We start from the raw sequence: 26,333 nt of genomic DNA, 5'->3' as shown, positions 1-26,333 counted from the left end.
ACAGCACCATGTCCTGCAGGTTGGCGAGACGGCTCTCGATCAGAAAAAGTCGAGCTTCCAGAGGCGCGCCGTCTGTCGTCATTGTGCGACCCCCCCTGAAATCGCCGCTTCGGAGTAAGCCGCCGCAACCTGGCTCCAGCCGTAGGTTGCGATCCGATCCAGACAGGCTTTCTGCACGGCGAGCACCGTATCGCGATTTTCCAGCGTCGAGAGGATCAGATCGCGCAATTTGCGACTGTCGTTCGGGTCGAAGACGAACGCGGCCAGGCCCGGCTCATCGACGACAAGTTCGCGCAGGTGTGGCCCATCCGCCATCAGGCAGGGCGTTTCCACACTAACCGCCTCATAGAACGGGAAGGGCCCAAGCCCGCCTTCGAAAATGGACGGATGCACCGTGACCGCCGCGCAGTGGTAGAAGGCGGCATGCACGTCGCGCGGCAGGTCGGTCATGGACACGACGTCACCCGCCATCTGGTCGTATTCCAGTTGATTGGGCAGGGGCGTCCAGGTAGCGCCGAAATGTAGCGGGGCCGTCATGAACAGCTTCAGACTGCGGCGCTCGTCTCGCACCAGCCCGCGAACCGCTTCAGCCACCAGGCGAATGTTCTTCGTCACGCGGTCCTGGGTCGAGACGGCGACGTAGTCCACTTCCTCGAAAGGAAAGTCCGCCAACTGGGACCAGCCGCGCTCACGGGCGTGAGATCGCAGCAGATCGGCGGCGATGGATCGACTTGCCGCCGTCGTGCCCTTTTTGGCATAGGGTGCCAGATGCGACAGATTGGGCGGCGCGTGGGGTACGACGTGAATCTTGTCCCTGGGCACGCCGAACAGACGCCCGGCCTGGTCGTCCGCGACATGGTTCGAGAAGGTCACGACGCGATCCGAGCCGTCGAGCAGGGCTTGGACCTGCTGACGCCATCTCAGGTGATAGCCGTTGGGGCCCCATGCGCCGGGGTCTGGCACTGGGAAGGCCACGGGTATGCCGTCGGGGAAGATGGTGGCGACCGGCGCATCCAGAAGCAGGGCATGACGGAAATAGGGGAACAGCACGATCCATCCGTCGACCTTGACGGACGCATTGGCGAATCGCGCTTGGCCTTCGAAATCGTCGGCGGCGAGCTTCATCTCCGGCGGGGGAGAATGCAGCACATAGTCCACGCCCTCGACGGCCTGGAGCGCGGCCAGATCTTCGCGGGCTTCGGCGCGGACGCCGTCGGGCAGCACGATGTGGAAGACATAGGTCTTCCCCTTGGCCACGCCCTCGATCATGAAGCCGAGAAGCCGGGTCATCCCCTCGTTGGCCCAACGTGCGCCGACCGGCCATTCCGTCCAGACGCCGACCGGAGTGCGGGCGACGGCCTTGGCCGGTTTCGAGGGCGCGCTCATGCGGCGGCCGGCCCGTCGAAACCGGCGGCGGCGTCGGCATAGGCCTGAGCCACGGCCGCCCAGCCGCGCTTGCGGCGGCGTTCATAAGCGGGCCGCTGAAGGTTCACCGCCGCCTCAGGATCCTTCAGCACCTCCAGCACGAGCTTGCGCATGGCCGAGATGTCGTAGGGATCGAAGGTGAGGGGTTCCAGCTCGGGCGCCGTCTCCATCAGTTCCCGGACGTGAGGGCCGACGCCCATGATGCAGGGCGTACCGACGCTGACGGCCTCGTAGAAGGTCAGGGTGCCGACGATCCCTTCGTAGAAGGTCGGGTGGATGGTGAGGGAGGCGCAGTGGAAGAGCGCCGCGTGGACGTCGCGCGGCACGTCGGGCATCGAGACGATGTCGTGCTGCATCTGATGATCCGCGACCAGGCCGGGGAACAGGGTCCAGTTCGCGCCGTGATGCAGGGGCGCCGTCGTGAACAGCTTCAGGTTTCGGCGCTCGTCGCGCACGAGGCGTCGCACGACCTCGGCCGCCCGCCCGACGTTCTTGGTCACCCGATCCTGGGTCGCCACCATGACGAAGGGTGTTTCCTCGAACGGGAAGGCGCGCAGATAGTCCAGCCCCTTGGTCGCGGCGTAGTCGCGCAGAATGTTCGCTGCCAGGCGCAGGGTCTCGGGCGTCTTCTTGCGGTCCTTGATGAAGGGAAGGATCGGCGCGAGGTCCGGCGGGGCGTGCGGCACGACCCGGATCAGGCTTTCGTCCAGCCCCAGCAGTTTCACGCCATGACGGCGCGCCACATGTTTGGAGTGGGCGATCACGGCCTGACCGTCCGAAAGCGTTTCGCGGGCGATCTGTTTCCACTGAACCCACTCGCCTTGCGGGCCCCAGTAGTGATTGTAATCCCAGCCAATAGGGAAGTCGTAGGGAATGGCGTCCGGCAGAAGCACAGCCTTGCGGCCGTTCAACAGGCGCGAGCCCGTGAAATGGGGGAAGGTGTTTATCCAGCCGGCGACATCGATCTGGGTATTGGCATAGGCCGCCATAGAAGCGGCGACGGCGGACTTGCCGGAGATCGGGCCGTTCTGCTTGACCCAATCGGCCTCGAAAGCTGCGGTCGGCTCGTCGACGATCCAGTCCACATTCTCCTTGGCGATCAGGGTGCGTAGGTCGTCGCGCACCGTTTCCGCCATGCCTCGCGGCACCAGAACCCGGAAGGTGTAATCGCCCGTCTCCGCTCCACCCTCGATGAGGAAGCCGACGATGCGCGAAATGCCCTCGTTGGCCCACCGGGCGCCGGGAGGAAGTTCGCTCCAGACGCCGATAGAGGTCCGATTTCCATCACGCACCGGGACGCCTCCAAAGACGCTCGACCACGGAAGACCAGTCACGCGTGTCGTCTTTCGGCGACAAGCCCGAAGTAGGGGCAGATGCTGTGTTCGATAAGGCCTGTTTCAAGGCGTCGGCGATCAGCCCGGCTTCCGAACGGTCGTAGAAGAAGGCCGTGACGCCCAGCTCCTGAACCAGCCGCTCCGCCTGCGGATAGCGCAGGCCGACATAGGGGACGCCGACCTGGGCCGCCCGAAGCACGCCTTCGGCCTCTCCATCCGCCAAGGCGCTCGACCAGACCAGTTTCGTGCGCGACAGAACGCGAGCCAGTTCCCGCTCGTCAGCGACGGTCTCGCAGGCGATCGATTCGGCCGCCCGGCGGGCGCGAGCCGGCGCCGCCAACAGCGTCAGTTGTCCGTCCTCGGGATCGAAACCATAGGCCTGTTCGCCGCAAACCGTGATCCGGGCGTCCTCGCCTTCCGATCTCAGGATCCGAACGGCCTCCAGCGCGACGGCCGGATCGTGCCCCGCATAGGGTTCGGCCAACCAAAGCAGATCGATCGACGAGCCTGCAGAACGCTTGGTGGCGTCGCCCGACGCCGGCGTCAGTTGAGGGGAGAGAACGATGCGATCACGGCGTACGCCGGCGTAGCCGGAAATGTCGTCGTTCGTGGCCGCCTGGGTGGAAAAGACGCATTCGGCCTGACGCCACAGACGGAAGGCGTGATCCTGACGCCGCCAGAATATGTGATCGAGGCCTGACGCGAATGCTGACGGTACGTAGCGCTGCGCCAGATCTCGGACATAGTAGGCGACCGGCTTTAGAGGCGCGACCGCGCCCTGGGCGGCGTCCGCGCAGACGATCCAGGCGTCGCAGTCCACAAAGTTCCAGCCCCAGTCGCGAGGAAGCGCGACGTCGGGAATATCATCCAGACTGGCTTTCAAATCCGGGAACATCCGCTCCGCCATCGCGGGCTCGACACGCTCCCAGCCGAGGTGGCGAACAACGACGCCATCATCGTCGGACAGCATTTCGGCTTCTTTTCTACGCCAGTCCGCCTCGGGTTCACGAGGCAAACCGATGGCGACCGTGATCTCGTCGCCGTCGGGCGCGCCTGTCTGGCGCAGCGATCGGGCCAACTCCTTTGCGCGCCAGCGCCACCCCAGATCAGGACGTTCGGGGAGAAGTATCGCGATTTTCAAGGGTTGAACCTCGTACAGATGAGAGGTTCGGAATACGTTTCCCTCCCCATCAAAGCAACGCCAAATGCCGATCTCGACGACCCTGCGCTTGGCGTAGGGCTCGTCAGCGTCTAGTAAGTCCCCGCTTTCATGGAGGGCTTGCGTGCCAAGAGCGTTCATTACCGGGATCACGGGTCAGGACGGGGCCTATCTGGCCGAGTTCCTTCTGGACAAGGGCTATCAAGTCTGGGGCTTGGCGCGGCGTTCCAGTTCCGGGGGTCTGCATCTGGATCGCCTGGAGTGGCTCGGCGTCCTTGACCGGATCAATCTGGTGGAAGGCGATCTGGGCGACCTGTCTAGCCTGATGCGCATCGTCGCCGACGTCGATCCGGACGAGGTCTACAACCTGGCGGCCCAGTCCTTCGTCGCCACGTCCTGGCAGCAGCCGCACCTGACCGCCAACGTCACCGGCGTCGGCGTGCTGAACGTGCTGGAAGCCCTGCGTCTGCTCAAGAGCGAAGCGCGTTTCTATCAGGCCTCCTCGTCGGAAATGTTCGGGCTGATCCAGCACGAGAAGCAGAGCGAGACCACGCCCTTCTACCCGCGTTCGCCCTATGCCGTCGCCAAGCTATACGGCCACTGGATCACGGTGAACTACCGCGAGAGCTTCGGGATGCACGCCAGCTCGGGCATTCTGTTCAATCATGAGTCCCCGCTGCGCGGACAGGAGTTCGTCACCCGCAAGGTCACCGACGGCGTCGCCCGGATCAAACTGGGTCTGGCCAAGGAATTGCGTCTCGGCAACATCGAGGCCAAGCGCGATTGGGGCCACGCGCGGGACTACGTCCGCGCCATGTGGATGATGCTGCAGCAGGAAACCGCCGACGATTATGTCGTTGCGACCGGCCAGACCTGGACCGTCAAACATATGGTGGACATCGCCTTCAAGCACGCTGGTCTGTCCGTCGAAGACCACTTGGTCATCGATCAGGCCCTGTTCCGTCCGGCCGAGGTCGACATTCTTCTAGGCGATCCCGCCAAGGCCGAGCGCCAACTGGGTTGGACGCCGACGATCACGCTGGAAGACATGATCTGCGAGATGGTGGACGCCGACCTCGCACGGTTGACCCAGAAGCACCGTTAAGGAGCCGTCCATTCCTCGTTTGGTGGTCATCGGCGCGGGCGGACACGCCAAGGTCGTCGTCGAACTGGCGAGGTCCTGCGGGTTCGAGGTCGTGGGCTGCCTGGACGCCGACGACACGCCTCGCCACGTCGTCGGCGCGATGGTCATCGGCAAGGATGACATGGCGTCGTCCCTGCTGTCTGACGGCGTGCGTTTCGCCGCCCTGGGCATCGGCAGCAATCGCGTGCGGGAGCGCATAGGGGTCGATCTGGAAGCCCTGGGTTTCAGCCTGCCCGCCTTGATCAGTCCAAACGCCGTGGTGTCGCCGTCCGCAGAGGTCGAGCGTGGCGCCATTGTCATGCCGGGCGCCATCCTGAACGCCGAATGCCGGATCGGGCCATTCGGCATCGTCAATACGAGTGCGTCCGTCGATCACGATTGTCGCCTTGGCATTGCGGTCCATATCGCGCCGGGCAGCCACCTCGCCGGCTCCGTCATCGTCGGCGACCGCGCCATGATCGGGGTGGGGTCAGCCGTCGCGCCTGGCGTTTCGATTGGGGCTGACGCCACCCTAGGCGCCGGCGCCACCGCCATTCACGACATTCCATCCAATACTATCGCCGTCGGGACCCCCGCCCGCGCAAGAGCAGCAAGGTAATCTCCATGGACCGCATCGCCGTCGCCGTTCCTCGCCTGTCGGATCGCGAGAAAGCCTACGTCAACGAGGCGCTGGACAGCACCTGGATCTCGTCGCGAGGCCCCTTCATCGAGCGTTTCGAGGCCCAAGTCGCCGAAATGGCCGGGACGAAACACGCCATCGCCTGCAACAACGGCACGACGTCGCTGCATCTGGCGATGGTTGGGCTGGGCCTGGAGGCGGGCGATGAGGTCATCATGCCATCGCTGACCTATATCGCCACCGCCAACTGCGTCCATTACTGCAACGCCACGCCGGTCTTCGTCGACAACGATCCCCGCACCTTCAACATCGATCCCGCCCGGATCGAAGAAGCCATTACGCCCCGGACCAAGGGCATCGTCGTGGTCCACCTTTACGGTCATTCGGCAGACATGGGGCCAATCATGGAGATCGCCGACCGCCACGGCCTGTGGGTGATCGAAGACGCAGCGGAAGCGCACGGCGCCCAATACCGTGGCCGGCCCGTCGGCGGGATCGGTCAATGCGGCAGCTTCAGTTTCTTCGGCAACAAGATCATCACTACCGGCGAAGGCGGCGCGGTCACCACCAACGACGACGCGTTGGCCACCCGCATGCGCCTGCTGCGCAGCCAGGGCATGAGCGCCGAGCGTCGCTACTGGCACCCGATGGTCGGCTTCAACTATCGCATGACCAACCTGACGGCCGCCATCGGGGTGGCGCAGATGGAACGGATCGAAGACGCCCTGAAACGTCGCGCAGAGATCGCTGCGGCCTATGATGACGCGCTGAGCGGACTGACGGACCTTATCGATTTGCCGTTCACGGCGGACGACTGCGTGCATTCCTTCTGGATGTACACGATCCAGCTGAAGCCGAACGGCAAGGTCTCGCGCGACGAAGTGATGGCCCGACTGGATGCGGAAGGGATCGAGACGCGTCCGGTCTTCTATCCGGTGAACGACATGCCGCCCTATTACGATGCGGCCGTGGACGCCCCGAATGCACGCCTCTGCGCCGCTCAGGGCATCAACCTGCCCACCCACGAACTGCTGTCGTCCGACGACATCCTGCGTGTCGCCGAAACGCTGAAGCGCGCGCTGAACGCCTAGAGATTCAGCAGCGCCGGATCCCCGCCTTGCGCCGCGATATTGACGCTGATCGCCTTCTCGGCGGCGTAGCGGATCAGGCTGTTGGGGCCGCCGGCCTTGGGCCCCGTACCTGACAGGCCTTCTCCACCGAACGGCTGCACCCCGACCACCGCGCCTGTGATCGAACGGTTGACGTAGACGTTGCCGGCGGGGACCAGGTCGACGACTTCGGCGGCGAAGGCTTCGATGCGGCTGTGGACGCCCAGGGTCAGGCCGTAGCCGCGCGCGGCCAGCTTGCCGGCGACCGACTTCAGGTCGGACGGGGCGTAGCGGTAGATGTGCAGGATGGGGCCGAAGACCTCGCGTTCGAGGAAGTCGGGCGTCGGGATTTCAGCGATGGTGGGGGCGAACAGGTCGCCCTTGTCGGCGCCCATCGGCAGGGCGGCGCGGGCGATGATCTTCGCTTCATTCGACAGGCGCTCGACGTGCGCTTCCAGGGCCCGGCGGGATTCGGGATCGATGACCGGGCCGATGTCGGTCTTGGGATCGGCAGGGTCGGCGACGGTCTGGACCGCCAAAGCGCCCTTCAGGCCCTCGATCAGGGCGTCGGCCGAATCCTCGGGAACATAGAGGACGCGCAGGGCCGAACAGCGCTGGCCGGCCGAGCCGAAGGCGGACTGGATCACGTCGTCGATCACCTGTTCTTTCAGTGCCGTGGTGTCGATGAACATGCCGTTCAGGCCGCCCGTTTCGGCGATGAAAGGGATGATGGCGTCGGGGCGGGCGGCGATAGACCGGTTGATGGCCGCCGCCGTATCCGTTCCGCCGGTGAAGGCGACGCCGTCGATGCCCGGGTGCGTGACCAGGGCCGCGCCGACCGTCTCGCCGCGGCCGGGGATCAGGGCCAGCAGGTCGGGGTTCAAGCCGGCCTTGTGATACAGGCGCACGGCCTCGGCGGCGATCAGAGGCGTCTGTTCGGCGGGCTTGGCTAGTACCGCGTTGCCGGCGGCGAGGGCCGCGGCGATCTGGCCGGTGAAGATAGCCAAGGGGAAGTTCCACGGACTGATGCAGGCGAAGACGCCGCGTCCGTGCAGGAACAGCTGGTTGGTTTCGCCGGTCGGACCCTTCAGGGTTTCGGGCGCGGTGAAGTCGCGCTCGGCTAGCAGGGCGTAGTAGCGGCAGAAATCGGCGGCCTCGCGCACCTCGGCGACGCCGTCGTTCAGGGTCTTGCCCGCCTCGCGGCTGAGCAGGGCGACCAGACGGTCCAGATCGGCCTCCAGCGCGTCGGCCATGGCGCGCAGGACGATGGCGCGCTTGGCGCCGCCCTGGCGGTCCCATTTGACCTGAGCCTCGGCGGCAGCCTGGACGCCGGCGTCTATGTCAGCCGTCTCGGCTTCCGACACATGGCCCAGCACCTGTGATCGATCGAAGGGATTGGTCACGTCCTGGGCGTCGATCCCGGCGCGCAGCTTGCCCACGACGATGGGACCGGAGGTCAGTTTCTCGCGATCGACTCCCTCCAGCGCCTTGGCGTGGGCTTCACGGTCGGCGGCTTGGGAATAGTCGCGGCCGAGGGAGTTCTGACGATCGCCGTACATGTCTTTCGGAACCGGAATCTTGGGGTGACGGTCGGGCGCCTGCTCGACCAGGGAGATGGGATCGGCCGCAACGGCCGAGGCGGGCACGCGCTCGTCCAGCAGGGCGTGAACGAAGGAAGAGTTGGCGCCGTTTTCCAGCAGGCGCCGCACCAGATAGGGCAGCAGTTCTTCATGCCCGCCGACGGGGGCATAGGCGCGGACGATAACGGTCTCATCGGCCCAGGCCTCGTGCGCCGCGTCGTAAAGCGCCTCCCCCATGCCGTGCAGGCGCTGGTGCTCGACCGCGACGCCCCGATCACGGGCCATGCGACGCACAGCGGCCAGGGTGTGGGCGTTGTGGCTGGCGAACTGGCTGTAGATCGCCGGCGCCGCCTCGATCATGGCCTTGGCGCAGACGAGGTAGTTCAGGTCGGTCGCCGCCTTGGTAGTATAGACGGGATAGTCGGTGCGGCCGAACACCTGGGCGCGCTTGATCTCCGTGTCCCAATAGGCGCCCTTGACCAGGCGCACCATCAGACGACGGCCCGAACGGCGGGCCAGGTCGGCGACCCGTTCGATCGTCTCCAGACCACGCTTCTGATAGGCCTGAACCGCCAGACCCAGGCCGGTCCAGCCGCCCAGCGACGGCTCATGCGCCAGCCGGTCCAGCAGCTTCAGCGACAAGGCCAGACGGTCCGCCTCTTCGGCGTCCATCGTATAGTTGATGTCGTATTTGGCCGCGATCTGGGCCAGGCGCAGGATGCGGGGATACAGGCTCGCCCAGACGTCGTCCTCGTGCGTCGCCTCATAGCGGGGCGACAGGGCCGACAGTTTCACTGACACGCCGTGGCCGTGCTCGGGGCCCTGGCCTTTCGAGGTCTTGCCCACGGCCTCGATGGCGTCGGCGTAGATTTTCTCATAGCGGTCCGCGTCGGCGACGGTGCGGGCGCCCTCGCCCAGCATGTCGAAGCTGCACAGCCAGCCTTCCTTGTTTGACCGCTTCAGCGCGCCCTGGATGGTGCGGCCGACCACGAACTGCTCGCCCATGATCTTGACGGCGGTGGCCACGGCCTGACGGATGACCGGCTCGCCCAGCCGTCCGGCGATCCGTTTCAGGAAGCCGGGCAGGTCGGTTCGCGCCTCATCGTCGACATCGACCAGTTTGCCTGTCAGCATCAGCCCCCAGGTCGAGGCGTTGACGAACAGGCTGTCGGACTGACCCAGGTGGGCAGCCCAGTCGGCGGATCCGATCTTCTCGGCGATCAGCCGGTCGCGGGTCTCCTCATCCGGCACGCGCAGCAGGGCCTCGGCCAGACACATCAGGGCCAGGCCTTCGCGGGTGCCCAGGGAGAACTGCTGCAGGAAGCTTTCGACCACCCCCTGCTTCTTCTGGCTGCGGCGGGCGTGTTCGACCAGGGCTGTGGCTTCCGCGACCACCGCAGCGCGTTCTGCGGTGCCCAGAGGCATGCGGGCCAGGTTGGCGGCGACAGCCTCGCGCTCGTCGCGGAACTTGTGTGCGTCCAGACCGTCCCAGGCGGCCAAGCTCGAATGCGTGAAGGCGGGGGTAGTCATCGGCGGCAAATCCTGTGGATTCACGCCCTATATGCCGGAGTTCATTGAAGGTGCTTCGTATGATACGAGGCCTGACCGAAGATCGTTCGGTGCAAGGCAACGATTTCTGATGATCGACATCGACGCCGTCGACCGCCGCATCCTCAGGGTGCTCCAGACCGACGCCCGCATCTCCAACGCCGAGTTGGCGCGACGCTGCAACCTGTCGCCCGCCGCCTGTTTCGAACGGGTCAAACGGCTGCGCGAAAAGAAGATCATCACCGGCTACGCCGCCATGATCGACCCGGCTCAGGTCGGCCGGGACCTGCTGATCTTCGTCGAGGTCCTGCTGGACCGCACCACCGGCGACGTCTTCGAAGCCTTCGCCGCCGCCGTTCGCAGCCAGCCGGAGGTGCTGGAGTGCCACATGGTCGCCGGCGGCTTCGACTATCTGATCAAGGCTCGGGTCGGCGACATGGACGCCTACCGCGCCTTCCTGGGCGACGTTCTGGTGCGGATGCCGGGCGTCCGCGAAACCCGCACCTATGCGGTGCTGGAAGAAGTCAAATCGACGACGGTGCTGCCGCTTTAAACGTGACATTTCAACCGGGCGGGTGACGTGCGAACAAGGCTCGTCTAGTAGACATGTCCCGACAACTGCTGCGTTTTCAGATGCCCCCCATCTTTCCGGTTATCATGTGCGGCGGTTCCGGCACTCGGCTGTGGCCCGCGTCCCGGCCCTCACTGCCCAAACAGTTCATCCCTTTAGCGGGGAACCGGTCGCTGTTTCAGGAGACCGCCGCGCGTGTCGCCGCCTTGGCCAATGGGGGCGGTGAACTGGTCGTGGTGGCCGGCGTCACTCACAGGACAGCCATTCTCCAGCAGCTCGAAGAGATCGGCATTCGCGCCGTCGTCCTGCTGGAACCCGAGGGACGCGACTCGTCCGCCGCGATGGCCGCCGCAGCCCTCTGGACAGCTCAGCGCAGCCCGCAAGCGGTCAATCTGTTCGTCGCGTCCGATCATCACATTCCCGACGCCGAGGCGTTTCGGACATCCGTCGGCGAAGCGGTCGCTGCCGCAGCCGATGGAAAGATCGTCACCCTGGGCGTCGTCCCCACGGCGCCGTCGTCCGCCTATGGCTATATCGCACCGACCGGGCCCGGCTTGTCCGATGTGTTGGCCTTCGTCGAGAAGCCGGATTCAGCGACCGCTGAGCGTTACATTGCCGAAGGCTATCTCTGGAATAGCGGCAATTTTATCGTTCGTGCAGATGTGCTGGGCGCCGAAATCGCAGAGCGCGCGCCAGCCGTGGCTGAGGCCGTCCAGTCGGCCGTGGATCACGCGGCGATCGACGGCGCCTGTCTGACGCTGGGGTCGGGGTTCATGTCCGCGCCCAAGATCTCCATCGATTACGCCGTCATGGAAAAGACGACGCGTGCGTCCGTCCTGCCGGTTCGCTTCGAATGGTCGGATCTCGGCGCCTGGGATTCCGTTCACGCTTCCGGCGCAGGCGATGTCGGCCTACACGTTCTGGAGGACTCCGAGAACTGCCTGATCCGCGCCTGTGACGGCGTCATGGTGGCGGCTATCGGGCTAAGGGATATCGGCATCGTCGTCGAACGCGACGCCGTTCTGGTGACGGACCTGAAGAAGAGCCAGGACGTCAAGAAGGTGGTCGAAAGACTGCGAAAGTTGTCGCCGCAGCATCTCGATTTTCCTGCGCCCGCCCCCAGGGAGCCTCTCAAGGTCGGCGCCGCGCGACTGACCGCCTGGCTGAGACAGGCTGCTCTGCCGGTCTGGTCTAGTCTGGGGCAGGACGAGAACGGCGGCTTCGAAGAGGTGCTGGCCCTCGATGGCCGCAGGATCGCCACCTCCCGCCGCGCTCGCGTCCAGGCCCGTCAGTTGCAGGTCTATGCCGAGGCTGGACGACAAGGCTGGGAAGGCTCTTGGCGCACCGTGACTGCGAAGGGTCTCGACCGCCTGAACGCCGTTTCGCTTAGGTCCGACGGCCGCATGCGCACTTTGCTGAATGCGGACGGCGCCTCGCTGGACGAAACGGCGATGGTCTACGACCAGGCCTTCTTGATATTCGCCCTGGCCGTCATCGCCGATGCGAAGGGCGACGCCGATCTGGAGAAACAGGCGGCTGCTGTCCGGGATCTTCTGCTCGAAAGCGCCGACGCCCAGGGCGGACTGAAGGAGGCCGGCGATCATCCCTATCAGTCCAACGCCCACATGCATCTTCTGGAAGCGGCTCTGGCCTGGGAAGAGGCCGGCGGAGACCCGGCCTGGTCGAGGCTTTCCGACCAGATCGTCAATCTGGCCCGCACGCGTTTCATCGACACCGAGACCGGCTGTCTGCGCGAGTTCTTCCAGGAAGACTGGTCGCCTGCCCCAGGCAAGGACGGCGCCTTGGTCGAGCCCGGCCATCAGTTCGAATGGGCATGGCTTTTGGCGCGATATGGTCGCAAGCGCCAGGATGACGGCGCCTTGGCCGACGCCTGGCGTCTGTATCAAGCCGGATTGAAAGGAATCGATTCGAAGCGCGGCGTCGCCATCGATGCGATGACCATCGACGGCGGCGTTCGAAGCGCGCGCTCGCGGCTTTGGCCCCAGACGGAATGGCTGAAGGCGTCGCTGATCCTGGCGTCTCTCGGCGACGACAAAAAACGCAAGGCCTGCCTGGAACAGGCCGCTGCGGCCCAGCAGGCCCTATGGCTCTATCTGACGCCACAAGGCCTTTGGCGCGACAAGCTGCTCGAGGACGGCGAGTTCATCGACGAACCCGCTCCGGCCAGCTCGTTCTACCACATCATGGCGGCTTACGGTCAGCTCAGACAGACTTTGACCGAACTGAGCCTCACTCAAACTTCGGAGATCGAACTGGCCTGAGCCACACCGCTGTTGAAGCGATGACTCTTATCGAGCTTCGCCAAACAACCGCGGCCGTCTCGCCTTCGTCATTCTAACCGTCTAGAAGTTCGCCCCTTACTCAACGGCTCAGGGTCCGCCCGCCTCAATGCGCATCGTTCTGGCCACCGACGCCTGGGAACCTCAGGTCAACGGCGTCGTCCGCACCCTGACGCGCACGGTCGCGGAATGCCGCGGCATGGGTCATGAGGTCGAGGTCATCGAGCCCAGCCTGTTCAAGACCATCCCCTGCCCCACCTATCCGGAAATCCGGCTAGCGCTGGGAGCGGAAGAAGAGATCCGCGAGATGCTGCGGGCCTTCGAACCCGAGGCCGTCCACATCGCCACCGAGGGACCAATCGGCATCGCCACGCGCCGCATCTGCGTGGAGTGGAAGCTGCCGTTTACGACCAGCTATCACACCAAATTCCCCGAATATGTCTCGGCCCGTTTTCCGATCCCGGTCCAGGTCGGCTACGCCTATATGAAATGGTTCCACAAGCCGTCCGGACGGCTGATGGTGGCGACGCCGACCCTGCGCGACGAACTGGTCGAGCATGGGTTCAAGAACGTCTCGCCCTGGTCGCGGGGCGTGGACACGGATGTGTTCAATCCCGATTTGGAGCGCATATACGACGAGCTTGGCGGCAAGGACTGGCCGCGGCCCTTCTTCCTGAACGTCGGTCGTGTGGCGGTCGAGAAGAACATCGAGGCCTTCCTGCAACTCGACCTGCCCGGCACCAAGATCGTCGTGGGTGATGGCCCGGCCCGCGCCGAGCTCGAAGAAAAGTATCCGGATGCCAAATTCCTCGGCGCCAAGTTCGGCGACGACCTGGCCCGCTGTTTCCGCGACGCCGACGTTTTCGTCTTCCCCAGCTGGACCGACACCTTCGGTCTGGTGATTCTGGAAGCCATGGCCGCCGGCACGCCGGTCGCGGCCTATCCGGCTCACGGTCCGATCGACATCATTCCGGGATCGAACGCCGGCGCAATCGACAAGGACCTCAAGAGCGCCTGCCTGCAGTGCCTTGAACTCGATCGCAAGGCTGTGCGCGCTTATGCGGAAAAGTTCAGCTGGCGCGCCTCGGCCGAGCAGTTCGTCGAGAACCTGCAACCCTATCCCGAACCCGAGCGTGGACGCTTCTGGCGTCGCCTGCGGCGTATCGCCCGTATTCGCAAACGCGCCGCCGCCTGATCGACGGGCCAGTCGAGCCGCCCCCAAAGGACAAGCCATGATGAAACCCCGTCAGGACCTAAAGCCGAACACGGCTGCTTACGAAACCCAGGCCTTGGTCAAGCCGACAGGCTTCCGCGAATACGACGCACGCTGGATCCTGGAGAAAGAGATCAACCTTCTCGGCATTCAGGCTCTGGGCCTTGGCCTGGCCACCTATGTCCACGAGATCGGCGTCGCGCCGAAGATCGTTACCGGCCATGACTTCCGCGGCTATAGCCTCAGCGTCAAACAGGCCCTGATCCTCGGGCTGCTGGAAGGCGGGATGGAGGTTCTGGACGTGGGCCTGGCCTTGTCGCCCATGGCCTATTTCGGCCAATTCGAACTGGACGCCCCCTGCGTCGCCATGGTGACGGCCAGCCACAACGAGAATGGCTGGACCGGCGTGAAGATGGGCGCCAACAAGCCCCTGACCTTTGGTCCCGACGAGATGGGCCGGCTGAAAGAAATCGTTCTCAACGGTGAAGGCGTGGCCCGCCCCGGCGGCAAGCTGGTGCGCGTCGATGACTTCCGCGAAACCTATGTCGCCGACGTGGCCTCAAAGGTGCAGATCAAGCGTCCGCTGAAGGTGGTTTGCGCCTGCGGAAACGGCACCGCCGGCGCCTTCGCTCCTGACGCCCTGCGCCGGATGGGCGTCGAGGTGATCGAGATGGACACCGACCTCGACTACACCTTCCCGAAATACAATCCGAACCCGGAAGATCACGCCATGCTGGTGCAGATGGCCCAGCGGGTCCGTGAGACGGGCGCCGATCTGGCCCTTGGCTTCGACGGCGACGGAGACCGCTGCGGCGTGGTGGACGACACGGGCGAGGAAATCTTCGCCGACAAGATCGGCCTGATGCTGGCCCGCGACCTGTCCAAGGTCTATCCGGACAGCACCTTTGTGGTCGATGTGAAGTCGACCGGCCTCTACAAGACCGACGAAATCCTGAAGGCGAATGGCGCCGAGGTCGTCTATTGGAAAACGGGCCACTCCTACATCAAGCGCAAGACCGCTGAACTGGGCGCCCTGGCCGGATTTGAGAAGTCGGGCCACTTCTTCATGGCCGGCGATCTTGGCCACGGCTACGACGACGGTCTGGTCGCGGCCGGGGCCGTGCTGGCCATGCTGGATCGCAATCCGGACAAGAAACTCAGTGAACTGAAGACCGCCCTGCCGGACGCCTGGACCAGCCTGACCATGTCGCCCCACTGCGACGACGAGTTGAAGTACGACGTGCTGGAGCGGATCGTGAAGGAATACTCCGATCTGGCCGCAGCCGGCGGCGAAATCCTGGGCCGCAAGATCGTCGAGGCCATCACCGTCAACGGCGTGCGCGTGCACTTGGACGACGGCTCATGGGTCCTGGTCCGCGCCTCGTCCAACAAGCCGGAGTTGGTCGTGGTGGTCGAGAGCATGCGGTCCGAAGACGACATGCGCGACCTGTTCCGCAAGGAGATCAAACCGCGCCTGGCCGCCTATCCTGAAATCGGCGCCTTCAATCAGGAAATCTGAAAGATCACAGCGGACTGAACCAATCGCGCCCGTGACCGCTTCCCTTTCGGCTGAGGCCAGGAGGGAAGATTGCCGCGTTACTTTTTCCATACCCAGAACGGAGATTGCATCCGCGACGATCAGGGCGAGGAACTGAGGAGCGTTGATGCGGCGCGCGAGGAAGCCGTCGCCGTGCTGGGCGAAATCCTTCGCTACCGGGGCGCGTCGTTTTGGACGACCCGCGCCTTCAGCGTCATCGTCACGGACACCGAGGGTCAAACGGTCGTCAGCGTCACGGCGTCCGCATCCGATCAGGCGCCCGAGGGCTGGACATTGACGGGGGACGCGGGATGACCAAGCCTGGCGGCGTCTCAAAGATCACCACGCTGGTCGACAAGTTGTCGCTTCGGGACCGGCTCAATCCCGAAGAGATCGAGGCGTTGAGCGCGGTCCTCGATGCGCCCAAAACCGTCTCCGCCGGATCCGATATCGTGCGCGAGCACACCCGCCCGCTGCACAGCACCCTTCTAATTTCGGGCTTTTCCGCGCGTTACTCCACGCTGGAGGACGGGTCGCGTCAGATCACGGAAATCAATGTGTCCGGCGACTTCATCGACCTTCACAGCCTGTTGATGAAGCAGATGGATCACGGCGTCGTCGCCCTGACCGACTGCGTGATCGCAGAGGCGCCGCACAGCGGCTTGATCGACATCACCGAGCGACATCCACACCTGGGCCGACTGCTTTGGCTGGACACCATCATCGACGCCGCCATCCATCGACAGTGGCTGGTGGCCATGGGCCGGCGCAGCGGCCTGGGCCATCTGGCGCATCTGGTGTGCGAGCTTTACCTGCGGCTCCAGGCCGTCGGCCAAACGGGCGATCTGACCTTCGATCTTCCGCTGACGCAAACAACGCTGGGTGACGCGCTGGGCCTCTCGACCGTTCATGTCAGCCGTCTGATTTCCGAGCTTCGCGCCGAGGGCGTCGTGGCCTGGTCGGGCGGGCGGATCGATATCCTCGACTGGCGTCGTCTGGCCGAAATCGCCGAGTTTGACCCTACCTATCTGCGTCTGCAATGCGAGCCGGTCTGATCGCTTAACGCATGTTATCGCACCGAACGGCGATCGGCCGTCTAGACGAGGCATGTCCCAGTCGAACCTCGCGCACGCCCTGTTGTCCGCCCTTGCGGTGCAGGGTCTGGACGAAGGCGACGCCTTCTTCGCCGAGGCTGGCGCACGAACCTCAACCACACAGAATGGCGAAGCTGTCGTCACGCTGATTTTGTCCGGCGTTTTGGCGCGGCTCGGGCTCGACGGCGCTCTGTCGCATGGGCTCGCGTCCAGCGACGACGTGATCAACTTCGATGCTGCATTGGGCGGGGGTGAGTCAGAGTCAGCCGTTTGGTTGACGGCCGGACGATTCCTGACCGTCTCCGCTCGCAAGCTGGCGCAAAAGATCGATCGCGACAGTCTGGTCGAGATGGCGTTGATTGATCTTCGCCGTCGCAACATCGCCCTTCAGGCGGAGCTTTCGCACCACGCCACATTAAAAGTCAGCCAACGCCTAGCCGCCCTATTGCTCGACGTTCACGACCGACAGGGAGGCGACGTCCTTGCTCTGCGTCAAACCGAGCTGTCGCATCTGATGGCTGTGCGACGCGCCAGCATATCGACCGCCTGCACCGAACTGTGCGCCGCCGGCGCCGTGCGGCTGCGGCGCGGCGCGATCCAGATCATCGATGTGGTCGCCCTGCGCCGAATGACCGACGAGGCCTATTCGACCGTGACGGACTTGGCCAGGTTGCGGGGCTGATCAACGTCGGTGCCCTTCTGAACGGCGGTGTAATAGGCCAGCAGCTGCACCGGCACGGCATAGACCAAGGGCGCGATCAGCGGGTGGCAGTCGGGGGCGTGGATGCGGCGAATGCCGGCGCCGTGCGGATCGGGCGCCTTTTCCGGCGCGATCATGATGACCGGGCCGCCACGCGCGGCGACCTCTTGTAGATTAGACGCGGTCTTTTCGAACACGTCGTCCAGCGGAGCCAGGGCGATGGTCGGGGTCTCTTCATCGATCAAGGCGATGGGGCCGTGCTTCAGCTCGCCGGCAGCATAGCCCTCGGCGTGGATATAGCTGATCTCCTTCAGCTTCAGCGCGCCTTCCATCGCCAGCGGGAACATGGCGCCCCGGCCCAGGAACAGCACGTCGTCGGCCTTTGACAGATCGTGGGTGACGGCGCGGATGCTGTCGCCCATCGTCAGGGCCTCGGCGATCAGGCGCGGGCTTTCGAACAGAGCCTTGACCAGTTCGGCCTCGGTCGCAGCATCGATCCGGCCGCGCGCCACGCCAGCCGCCACGGCCAGGGCCAGCAGGGCCGCGACCTGGGCGGTGAAAGCCTTGGTCGAAGCGACGCCGATTTCCGGACCGGCATGGGTGGGCCACAGCACGGCGGCCTCACGCGCCATCGAGGACGAGTGAACATTCACGACGGCGGCGGTCTGCAACCCTTGCGCCTTGCACCAGGTCAGGCTGGCCAAGGTGTCGGCCGTCTCGCCCGACTGGCTGACGGCGACGGCCAGGGTAGACTTCGAGACAGCCGGCGAGCGATAGCGGAACTCCGACGCGATCTCGACATCGCACGGCAGGCCGGCCAGCTTCTCGAACGCATAACGGCCGATCTGGCCGGCGTAGAAGGCGGTGCCGCAGGCGACGATCTGGATGCGGTCGATGGCGGCGAAATCGACGGGATTGGTCTTGGCCTTGCCGGTCACCAGGTCGAGATATTCCGACAGGGTGTGCTGGACGCTGTCGGGCTGTTCATGGATTTCCTTCTCCATGAAGTGGCGATATTCGCCCTTCTCGACCATCGCCGAGGAGGCCGAGACCTGGACGATGGCGCGTTCGACCGGCTTGCCCGCCACGTCGAACATCTGGGCGCCGGCCTTGGTCATGGCGACGTAATCGCCCTCTTCCAGATAGGAAATCTTCTGCGTGAACGGACCGACGGCCAGCGCGTCCGAGCCCAGATACATTTCGTCCTCGCCCCAGCCGACCACCAAGGGGCTGCCGCGTCGCGCGCCCAGGATCAGGTCGTCCGTCCCGTCGATCAGCACCGCCAGCGCATAGGCGCCGGTCAGGCGATCCAGAGTGGTCTTGAACGCCTCCAGCGGCGCGCGACCCGTATTCAATTCGGCGTCCAGCAGGTGGGCGATGACCTCGGTGTCGGTCTGGCTTTCAAAGACATGGCCTTCGGCGGCCAGCTCGGCTTTCAGCTCGGCGAAGTTTTCGATGATGCCGTTATGGACCAGGGTGACACGACCGGCCTTGTGTGGGTGGGCGTTGGCGGTCGTGGGCGCGCCGTGCGTGGCCCAGCGCGTATGGCCGATGCCGACCGTCGCCGTCATCGGCTCCTCGGCCAGGACGGCTTCCAGATTGCGGATCTTTCCTTTGGCGCGGCGGCGCTCGACCGAGCCGTCCACAACGGCGGCGACGCCTGCGGAATCATAGCCGCGGTACTCCAGCCGTTTCAGGCTGTCGATCAGCCGGGGAACGACAGGACCATTGCCGGTGACGCCGATGATGCCGCACATGAGCGAAGGCTCCGAGAAGTCAGGAAAAGGGCGCCGCTTTGCACTGGCGGCGATCCGGGGCTAAGCCACAGATCAAGCCCCATCGGCCGTCTATGCAATCTTAAGGCGGACCGCATCAAAAAAGGGGTTTCGGAACGTTACCCGAAACAAAGGACCGCACCTTGGGCGACAGAAAATATTTCGGCACCGACGGCATTCGCGGCCGCGCCAACACCTATCCGATGACGGCCGAGGTCGCGCTGCGCGTGGGTCTGGCCGCAGGGAAACTGTTCCGCACCGACGACGACCGCCGCCATCTTGTGGTGATCGGCAAGGACACGCGCCTGTCCGGCTATACGATCGAGCCAGCCCTGGTCGCCGGTTTCGCTTCGGTCGGAATGGACGTGCGCACCTTCGGTCCCGTCCCGACGCCCGGCGTGGCCATGCTGACCCGGTCGATGCGCGCCGATCTGGGCGTGATGATCTCGGCCTCGCACAACAACTATGCCGACAACGGCATCAAGCTGTTCGGGCCGGACGGCTACAAACTCTCGGACGAGATCGAGCTGAAGATCGAGGCCATGATGGACCAGGGTCTGGACCAAGGCCTGGCGCCGTCGAACAAGCTAGGCCGGGTCAAACGCATCGACGACGCCCAGGCCCGCTATATCGAGATCGCCAAACAGGCCTTCCCCAAGCGGCTAACGCTGCAAGGGCTGCGTATCGCCGTCGATTGCGCCAACGGCGCCGGCTACAAGGTCGCGCCCACCACCCTGTTCGAACTGGGCGCCGAAGTCTTCCCCGTGGGCGTGACCCCGAACGGCACCAACATCAACGCCGAGTGCGGCTCGACCCATCCGGCGACCCTGGCCGATGCGGTCAAACGCTACCGCGCCGATATCGGCATCGCCCTGGACGGCGACGCCGACCGACTGATCATCTGCGACGAGACGGGTCGGGTCGTGGACGGCGATCAGATCATGGCCCTGGTCGGACTGGACTGGGCCAGGCGCGGCCTCCTGACCGGCGACGGCGTGGTGGCAACCGTCATGTCCAACCTGGGGCTGGAGCGCAAACTCAAGTCCGAAGGCCTGACGCTGGAGCGGACCAAGGTCGGCGACCGCTATGTCATGGAAAGGATGCGCGAAGGCGGCTTCAACATCGGCGGCGAACAGTCGGGCCACATCATCCTGCACGACCACGCCACGACCGGCGACGGCCTGATGGCGGCGCTGCAGGTGCTGGCCGTCCTGGTCGAATCCGGCAAGCCGATGAGCGAACTGGCCCGCCAGTTCGATCCCGTTCCGCAAAAGCTGGAGAACGTTCGCTTCACCGCCGACAAGCCGCTGGAAACCGACACGGTCAAGGCCGCCATCGCCGAGGCCGAAGCGGCCCTGAGCGGTCAGGGACGGCTGCTGGTGCGCCCCTCGGGCACGGAAAAACTGATCCGCGTCATGGCCGAGGGCGACGACGAAGCACTGGTTAAGCGGGTGGTGGCCGATGTGGCGGGCGCGGTGCGCTCAGCCTAGGGCTTGCACGCCGCCGGCGGGTCGCCGTCGCGTGCCCACAGTTTGCAGGAGCGGTCGATCTCCCCCTGGATCAGGTCGCAGGGGTTGGCGGCGTTGCAGGGCGGGCGGGTCGCCGGGCTGACTTGGATGCAGCGCTCGACCAACCGGGCTGAGGCGGCGGCGCCGATGGCTTCGCGACAGGGGACCTCGCTGATCGGCACCGGCTGAGCGGGCATGTCCGGTCCTTCGGGAATGCTGGCCTCGACGTCCCCGGCCGGTTTGGTCGCTTCCTTCTCCGCAGCCGCCGGCTTGGCGGGCGGGGCAGGCGGCGGAGCATCCGGCGCCAGTGGAACCGCGTCGATGACGTTGCTGCTTGCCGCAGTGTCTCTGGACGCAGGCTGATCGGCTGGATCAGCGCGCTGACATCCGGCCATCAACACAACGCAGGCGGCCATCGAAAGCCAGGGGGATCGACGCATCGACTTGTCTCCGGTCAGGACTGACCGGACGAGGATGCCCGTCCGCGCCCCGAGGTGAAACCCCCTATCGCTTCACCGCCGCCAAGGCCGCCTTCTGCAGGGCGAACAGTTCGGTGCAGCCGATCTCGGCTAGCGAAAAGAGCCGGTCGAACTCGGCGCGCGAGAAGCCGCGCTTCTCGCCGGTGGCCTGGACCTCGACGATCTGGCCGGAGCCGGTCAGGACGAAGTTCGAATCCGCCTCGGCCTCGGAATCCTCTTCGTAATCGAGGTCCAGCACCGGCACGCCGTCGCAGACGCCGCATGACACGGCCGCCACCTGATCCGTGATCGGGTCGGCCTTCAGCACGCCCTCGTCGCGCAGATAGTTCAGGGCCAGGCTCATGGCGACCCAGGCGCCGGTGATCGACGCCGTGCGGGTGCCGCCGTCGGCCTGGATGACGTCGCAGTCGATCAGCACCTGACGTTCGCCGAGCGCCTTCAGGTCCACCACGGCGCGCAGGGAGCGACCGATCAATCGCTGAATCTCTTGCGTGCGGCCCGACTGTTTGCCGGCGGCGGCTTCACGACGCCCGCGCGTGTGGGTGGCACGGGGCAGCATGCCGTATTCAGCGGTCACCCATCCCTGGCCCGTGTTGCGCATCCAGCCCGGCACCTTGTCCTCGATCGAGGCGGTCACCAGCACCTTGGTGTTGCCGAAGCTGATCAGGCACGAGCCCTCGGCATAGCGGTTGACGCCGGTCTCGATGGTCACGGGACGCAGTTGATCGTCGGTGCGTTGCGAATGGCGCATGGGAGGGATCCTTGGAAGTCTGACCTTGGAAGCTGTGGCGGCGGTGCTTATCCTGAAACCGTGAGCCTGTATGCCCCGAAAAACCCGCCGTTCGACGCCGGCCAGTCCCTCGCGGGTTTGGCGGGGCTGGATGCGCGGGCGCGCGACATCTTTCGTCGCATCGTGGAAAGCTATCTGGAGACAGGCGAGCCGGTCGGGTCGCGGACCCTGTCGTTGGGCGGCATCGCCCTGTCGCCTGCCTCGATCCGCAACACGATGCAGGATCTGACCCTTGCGGGCCTGCTGGCGGCGCCCCACACCTCGGCCGGGCGGATCCCGACCCATGCGGGCCTGCGCCTGTTCGTCGATGGCCTGCTGGAGGTCGGCGACCTGACCAAGGAAGAGCGTCGCGAGATCGACGGGCGGCTCGCCGGGCGCGGCCGGAACTTCGAGTCCGCCTTGGACGAGGCCTCGAACCTGCTGTCGGGCCTGGCCGGCGGCGCGGGCGTCGTATCGAGCCCGGTCCGTGATTCCGGCGTCAAACATGTCGAGTTCGTCGCCTTGGGCGGCGATCAGGCCCTGGCCGTCATCGTCGCTGACGACGGCACGGTCGAAAACCGCATCATGACCCTGTCGGCCGGCGTCACGCCTTCGACCCTGGTCGAGGCCTCCAACTTCCTGAACGCTCGCCTGCGCGGCCGCCCCTTCGCCGACGCCAAGCGAGAGATGACCCAGGAGTTGGAAATCGCACGGCGTGAACTGGACCAGACCGCCGCCCGCCTGGTCGAGGACGGATTCGCTGCGTGGTCCGGCGGCCAGGATCGCGAGCGCGCCCTGATCGTGCGGGGTCGCGCCAACCTGCTTCAGGACCGGGAAGGCTTGGCCGATCTGGAGCGGGTCCGCGTCCTTTTCGATGATCTGGAGCAGAAGGAACAGCTGATCGGCCTGCTGGACGGCGTCGATGCGGCCCAAGGCGTGCGCATTTTCATCGGCGCCGAGACACGGTTGTTTTCACTTTCGGGTTCCGCCGTGATCGCGGCGCCCTATATGAGCGGCCGACAGCGGGTTCTTGGCGCCATCGGCGTCATAGGCCCCGCAAGACTGAACTACGCCCGTGTCATTCCGTTGGTGGACTATACCGCCCGGGTGCTGGGCCGGATGCTGGATGGGAACGACAAGTGAGCGACAAGCCCCTTAACGACGAACTGAACGCCGTGGACGCCGACATGGCCGAGACCAACGCCGAACACGGCCTGGACGCCCATCCTTCAGACGATCTGGCGCCGCTGGACGCCGTGATCGCCGAGCGTGACGAATGGAAGGACCGCGCCCTGCGCGTCGCCGCCGAGATGGAGAATCTGAAGCGCCGTTCGGAGACGCAGCAGAACGACGCCCGCGCCTTCGCCATCCAGCGCTTCGCCAAGGACCTGCTGGGCGTCGCCGACAATCTGGAACGCGCCCTGATGGCTGCGCCCAAGGACGCCGAGGGCGCGACCGCCGGTCTGGTGACCGGGTTGGAACTGACGCAGAAGGCGCTGCTGCAAGCCTTCGACGCCAACGGCCTGAAGCGCGTCGCGCCCCAGGCCGGCGAGGCCTTCAACCCGCATCTGCACCAGGCGATGATGGAACAGCCCTCCGAGACCGTGCCCGGCGGATCGGTGATCCAGACCATGCAGTCCGGTTTTGAACTGTTCGGCCGCACCGTGCGCCCCGCAATGGTCGTCGTCGCCGCCAAGGGATCCGGCGCCCAGGCTCCCAACCCCTATGGCGCCGCCCCCGCCGCCGACGGTCAGGCCTTCGACGGCAAGGCCTGATCTAGGCTTTTTAGAGCTTTATCGAACGTCGCCAGCAGCTTGGACCAGCCGTCCTTGGCGTCTGGTTCCGAGTAGCTTGCGCGGTAATCCGCGTGGAAGCCATGCTGAGCGTCGGGATAGACGACGATCTGGCTGCCGGTCTGGCCGGCGCGGGCCAGGGCTTCGCGCATCCGTTCGACGCTGGCCAATGGGATGCCCTGATCCTTGCCGCCATACAGGCCGAGCACAGGCGCTTTCAGATCGTCAGCGATGTCGACCGGCCAAGGTTGGCCCGATGAGATCTGAACCGGCGTGGCGTCTGCGGCGGGCGCCAAGCGGCCGTACCAGGCCACACCCGCGCCGATCGCTGCGAAGCGGGCCGCCGCCTGCCACACCACCTTGCCGCCCCAGCAGTAGCCGGTGATGCCGACCTTGCCGTCCTTGGACCACGACTGCTGGCTGGCCCATTCCAGCGTCGCCGACAGGTCGCCCATCACCTGCTCATAGTCCGCCGCCGCGACGATCTGCATGATCCGCTGCATATCCGACAGCGGCGCGGGATCCTCGACCCGGACGAAGAAGGCTGGCGCGATGGCGGCGTATCCCTGCTTGGCCAGACGGCGGCAGATGTCGCGGATATATTCGTGGACGCCGAAGATCTCGGACACCACAACAATAACGGGGAACGGCCCGTCGCCCGCCGGCCGCGCCAAATAGGCCGGAAGCTGGAACCCGTCCGGCGCGGCATAGGTCACGGTCTCGGTCGACAGGCCCTCGGCGTCGGTCGTTATGGGCTTGGCTTCTTTGGCCAGGGCCGCGACCGCGTAGCCGGAAAACAGCAAGCCCCCCAAGGCACCCAGTGTTCGGCGGCTCAGCTTCAGGTCGTCGGCGGTCTGGCCTTCGGGGCGGATCAGCACGGTCATGGGACGCTCCAACGCGGGAAAGCGCTCAGAGCATCACGACAAACGGCGACCGTCCAGTCACGTTAAGGCGCGCTGTTGAAGTCTCGACGACTCCACAAACGAGAAGAAGGGCGCTCAAGCAGCGAGCGACCGCGTCGCGAGCGTTAGCGCCCTTCTTCTCAAGATCAATGTCTGAAGACCCGCACGCCGGTGAAGGCCATGGCGATGCCCTTCTCGTCGGCGGCGGCGATGACTTCGGCGTCGCGCATGGAGCCCCCCGGCTGGATCACCGCCGTGGCGCCGGCCGCGACGGCTTCTAAGAGGCCGTCGGCGAAGGGGAAGAAGGCCTCGGAGGCGCAGGCCGACCCCTCGGCCAGGGATTGGGTCAGACCCTTGGCTTCACCCGCCTCCTTGGCGCGGATGGCGGCGATGCGGGCGCTGTCGCGACGGTTCATCTGGCCGGCGCCGATGCCCGCGGTCTGGCCGTCCTTGGCGTAGACGATGGCATTGGACTTGACGTGCTTGGCCACGGTGAAGGCGAACAGCATGTCCTGGATCTCGGTCGGGGTCGGCTGACGCCGGGTGACAATCTTCAGGTCCGACGGCTTGATCAGCGACCGGTCGCGGCTCTGCACCAGGAAGCCGCCGGCGACCGAACGGAACACCTCGCCCGGCCCATGCGGATCGGGCAGGCCGTCGGTGATCAAAAGGCGCAGGTTCTTCTTGGCCGCAAAGACGGCCTTGGCCTCGTCGTCGGCGCCGGGGGCGATGACGACCTCGGTGAAGATGCCGGTGATGACGTGAGCGTCCTCAGCCGTAAGCGGACGGTTGACCGCGATCACGCCGCCGAAGGCCGAAACGGCGTCGCACTCCAGCGCGCGAGTGTAGGCTTCGGACAGGTCCTTGCCCACGGCCACGCCGCACGGGTTGGCGTGTTTGACGATAACCACGGCCGGCTGTTCGAACTCGGCGATCAGCTCATAGGCGGCGTCGGCGTCGGCAATATTGTTGTAACCCAGTTCCTTGCCCTGCACCTGTTCGGCATAGGCCACGCCCGGACGACGCTCGCCGGTGCGGTAGAAGGCGCCCGTCTGATGCGGGTTCTCTCCGTAGCGCAGGGTCTGGGCCAGGGCGCCCGCGATCGACTTGCGGGCCGGCGCGGCATCCTCGATTTGACCGGCGAACCATCCGGAGACGGCGGCGTCATAGGCGGCGGTGCGCGCGAAGGCGCGGGCGGCCAGGCGCTTGCGCAGGGCCAGATCGGTCGAGCCTTCGGTCTTCAGCGCCTCAAGGATCAGGCCGATGCTCTCGCCGTCGACTGCGACGGCGACATAGCCGTGGTTCTTGGAGCCCGAGCGAATCATGGCCGGGCCGCCGATGTCGATATTCTCAACCGCCGCCTCGAACGCGCCGCCGGCCGCGACTGTGCTTTCGAACGGATAAAGATCGATCCAGACGATATCGATGGCGCCGATGCCGTGGTCGCTCATGGCCTGGGCATGGTCGGCGGCGTCACGCACGCCCAAGAGGCCGCCGTGAACGATGGGGTGCAGGGTCTTGACCCGGCCGTCCATCATCTCGGGGAAGCCCGTCAGCTCGGCCACGTCCTTGACCGGCAGGCCCAGCTTCTCGATCGCCGCGCGCGTACCGCCGGTCGAGACCAGTTCGACGCCCAGATCGTGCAGTGTGCGGGCTGCGTCCCCCAGCCCGGCCTTGTCGGACAGGGAGATCAGGGCGCGTTGCGGCTTGACCCGATCAGGGGCGGGCGGAAAGTCGGGAGCGGCGGGCATGGGCGGCGTCCGTGATGGCAGGG

At 65.5% G+C, this 26,333-nt stretch carries 22 protein-coding genes; 13 read left to right on the top strand and 9 right to left on the bottom strand.

Features of this window, described 5'->3' with window-relative positions; translation table 11 throughout:
• Positions 1–78 precede the first annotated feature (78 nt).
• Genes ASF31_RS08410 through ASF31_RS08400 form a run of 3 tightly spaced genes read right to left on the bottom strand, consistent with a single transcriptional unit; the run spans position 79 to position 3,837 of the window.
• Positions 79–1,386 (bottom strand): glycosyltransferase, encoded by a 1,308-nt coding sequence (locus ASF31_RS08410; protein ID WP_055754238.1) that lies wholly within the window; start codon positions 1,384–1,386, stop codon positions 79–81.
• A complete protein-coding gene (locus tag ASF31_RS08405; RefSeq protein ID WP_055754237.1) occupies positions 1,383–2,717 on the bottom strand; it encodes a hypothetical protein in 1,335 nt (444 codons plus the stop codon). The genes ASF31_RS08410 and ASF31_RS08405 overlap by 4 nt, the downstream gene beginning before the upstream one ends.
• On the bottom strand, positions 2,710–3,837 hold the full coding sequence (locus ASF31_RS08400; protein WP_055754236.1) for a hypothetical protein: 1,128 nt from the start codon (positions 3,835–3,837) through the stop codon (positions 2,710–2,712). Before ASF31_RS08400 ends, ASF31_RS08405 begins: the two co-directional genes overlap by 8 nt.
• A 205-nt stretch (positions 3,838–4,042) precedes the next feature.
• On the opposite strand from ASF31_RS08400, the gene gmd reads away from it, so the two are divergent.
• The 3 genes from gmd to ASF31_RS08385 are packed head-to-tail and all read left to right on the top strand — an operon-like array spanning position 4,043 to position 6,772.
• Positions 4,043–5,023, top strand: a complete 981-nt coding sequence (gmd, locus tag ASF31_RS08395) for a GDP-mannose 4,6-dehydratase (protein WP_055754235.1) — start codon at positions 4,043–4,045, stop codon at positions 5,021–5,023.
• A 22-nt stretch (positions 5,024–5,045) separates the two neighbouring features.
• Positions 5,046–5,660, top strand: a complete 615-nt coding sequence (locus ASF31_RS08390) for an acetyltransferase (protein WP_235551303.1) — start codon at positions 5,046–5,048, stop codon at positions 5,658–5,660.
• Positions 5,661–5,665: 5 nt separating this feature from the next.
• Entirely contained in the window at positions 5,666–6,772 is a 1,107-nt protein-coding gene (locus ASF31_RS08385; protein WP_055754233.1) for a DegT/DnrJ/EryC1/StrS aminotransferase family protein, read from the top strand.
• On the opposite strand, the gene putA is transcribed toward ASF31_RS08385, so the two are convergent.
• Positions 6,769–9,900 (bottom strand): bifunctional proline dehydrogenase/L-glutamate gamma-semialdehyde dehydrogenase PutA, encoded by a 3,132-nt coding sequence (gene putA / locus ASF31_RS08380; protein WP_055754232.1) that lies wholly within the window; start codon positions 9,898–9,900, stop codon positions 6,769–6,771. The two genes, ASF31_RS08385 and putA, sit on opposite strands and share 4 nt — an antisense overlap.
• Positions 9,901–10,009: 109 nt before the next feature.
• On the opposite strand from putA, the gene ASF31_RS08375 reads away from it, so the two are divergent.
• The 7 genes from ASF31_RS08375 (at position 10,010) to ASF31_RS08345 (ending at position 17,315) form a co-directional block, all read left to right on the top strand.
• Positions 10,010–10,471: an Lrp/AsnC ligand binding domain-containing protein gene (locus tag ASF31_RS08375; RefSeq protein ID WP_039243792.1), complete on the top strand. Its 462-nt coding sequence runs from the start codon at positions 10,010–10,012 to the stop codon at positions 10,469–10,471.
• A gap of 53 nt (positions 10,472–10,524) precedes the next feature.
• Positions 10,525–12,771, top strand: coding sequence for an AGE family epimerase/isomerase (locus ASF31_RS08370; protein WP_235551292.1), 2,247 nt, complete (start codon positions 10,525–10,527; stop codon positions 12,769–12,771).
• Between the two features lie 127 nt (positions 12,772–12,898).
• The gene (locus tag ASF31_RS08365) at positions 12,899–13,984 is read left to right on the top strand and encodes a glycosyltransferase family 1 protein (protein WP_055754231.1); all 1,086 of its coding nucleotides are present in this window, start codon (positions 12,899–12,901) and stop codon (positions 13,982–13,984) included.
• Positions 13,985–14,021: 37 nt separating this feature from the next.
• Entirely contained in the window at positions 14,022–15,521 is a 1,500-nt protein-coding gene (locus ASF31_RS08360) for a phosphomannomutase/phosphoglucomutase (RefSeq protein ID WP_055754230.1), read from the top strand.
• Positions 15,522–15,590: 69 nt separating this feature from the next.
• Complete coding sequence (locus ASF31_RS08355) at positions 15,591–15,854, top strand: hypothetical protein (protein ID WP_055754229.1); 264 nt, start codon at positions 15,591–15,593, stop codon at positions 15,852–15,854.
• Positions 15,851–16,594, top strand: coding sequence for a Crp/Fnr family transcriptional regulator (locus ASF31_RS08350; RefSeq protein WP_055754228.1), 744 nt, complete (start codon positions 15,851–15,853; stop codon positions 16,592–16,594). The genes ASF31_RS08355 and ASF31_RS08350 overlap by 4 nt, the downstream gene beginning before the upstream one ends.
• Before the next feature lie 52 nt (positions 16,595–16,646).
• The gene (locus ASF31_RS08345) at positions 16,647–17,315 is read left to right on the top strand and encodes a Crp/Fnr family transcriptional regulator (protein ID WP_055754227.1); all 669 of its coding nucleotides are present in this window, start codon (positions 16,647–16,649) and stop codon (positions 17,313–17,315) included.
• Here ASF31_RS08345 and glmS read toward each other — a convergent pair.
• Entirely contained in the window at positions 17,276–19,090 is a 1,815-nt protein-coding gene (gene glmS / locus ASF31_RS08340) for a glutamine--fructose-6-phosphate transaminase (isomerizing) (RefSeq protein WP_055754226.1), read from the bottom strand. The genes ASF31_RS08345 and glmS overlap by 40 nt on opposite strands.
• A gap of 161 nt (positions 19,091–19,251) precedes the next feature.
• Here glmS and glmM point away from each other — a divergent pair, with 161 nt between their 5' ends.
• Positions 19,252–20,598, top strand: a complete 1,347-nt coding sequence (gene glmM / locus ASF31_RS08335) for a phosphoglucosamine mutase (protein ID WP_082465086.1) — start codon at positions 19,252–19,254, stop codon at positions 20,596–20,598.
• Here the strand turns inward: glmM and ASF31_RS08330 are convergent.
• Positions 20,595–21,056 (bottom strand): hypothetical protein, encoded by a 462-nt coding sequence (locus ASF31_RS08330; RefSeq protein ID WP_156355983.1) that lies wholly within the window; start codon positions 21,054–21,056, stop codon positions 20,595–20,597. The two genes, glmM and ASF31_RS08330, sit on opposite strands and share 4 nt — an antisense overlap.
• Before the next feature lie 64 nt (positions 21,057–21,120).
• On the bottom strand, positions 21,121–21,846 hold the full coding sequence (rph, locus tag ASF31_RS08325) for a ribonuclease PH (protein ID WP_055754224.1): 726 nt from the start codon (positions 21,844–21,846) through the stop codon (positions 21,121–21,123).
• 66 nt (positions 21,847–21,912) lie between these two features.
• Here rph and hrcA point away from each other — a divergent pair, with 66 nt between their 5' ends.
• Together hrcA and grpE are read left to right on the top strand one after the other, a co-directional pair.
• Entirely contained in the window at positions 21,913–23,007 is a 1,095-nt protein-coding gene (gene hrcA, locus ASF31_RS08320; RefSeq protein WP_055754458.1) for a heat-inducible transcriptional repressor HrcA, read from the top strand.
• 44 nt (positions 23,008–23,051) lie between these two features.
• Positions 23,052–23,639 carry a nucleotide exchange factor GrpE gene (grpE, locus tag ASF31_RS08315; RefSeq protein WP_153924513.1) on the top strand — a complete coding sequence of 196 codons (588 nt, stop codon included), beginning with the start codon at positions 23,052–23,054 and terminating at the stop codon, positions 23,637–23,639.
• Here grpE and ASF31_RS08310 read toward each other — a convergent pair.
• Both ASF31_RS08310 and purH read right to left on the bottom strand, forming a co-directional pair.
• Positions 23,615–24,541, bottom strand: a complete 927-nt coding sequence (locus ASF31_RS08310) for a dienelactone hydrolase family protein (protein ID WP_055754222.1) — start codon at positions 24,539–24,541, stop codon at positions 23,615–23,617. The two genes, grpE and ASF31_RS08310, sit on opposite strands and share 25 nt — an antisense overlap.
• A 164-nt stretch (positions 24,542–24,705) precedes the next feature.
• Complete coding sequence (gene purH / locus ASF31_RS08305) at positions 24,706–26,310, bottom strand: bifunctional phosphoribosylaminoimidazolecarboxamide formyltransferase/IMP cyclohydrolase (RefSeq protein WP_055754221.1); 1,605 nt, start codon at positions 26,308–26,310, stop codon at positions 24,706–24,708.
• Positions 26,311–26,333 lie beyond the last annotated feature (23 nt).

Source organism: Brevundimonas sp. Leaf280, assembly GCF_001422455.1.
In the GTDB taxonomy this organism is placed as follows: domain Bacteria; phylum Pseudomonadota; class Alphaproteobacteria; order Caulobacterales; family Caulobacteraceae; genus Brevundimonas.
The sequence above is the reverse complement of the archived record's forward strand: the minus strand, read 5'-3'. Positions and strand labels throughout refer to the sequence as shown.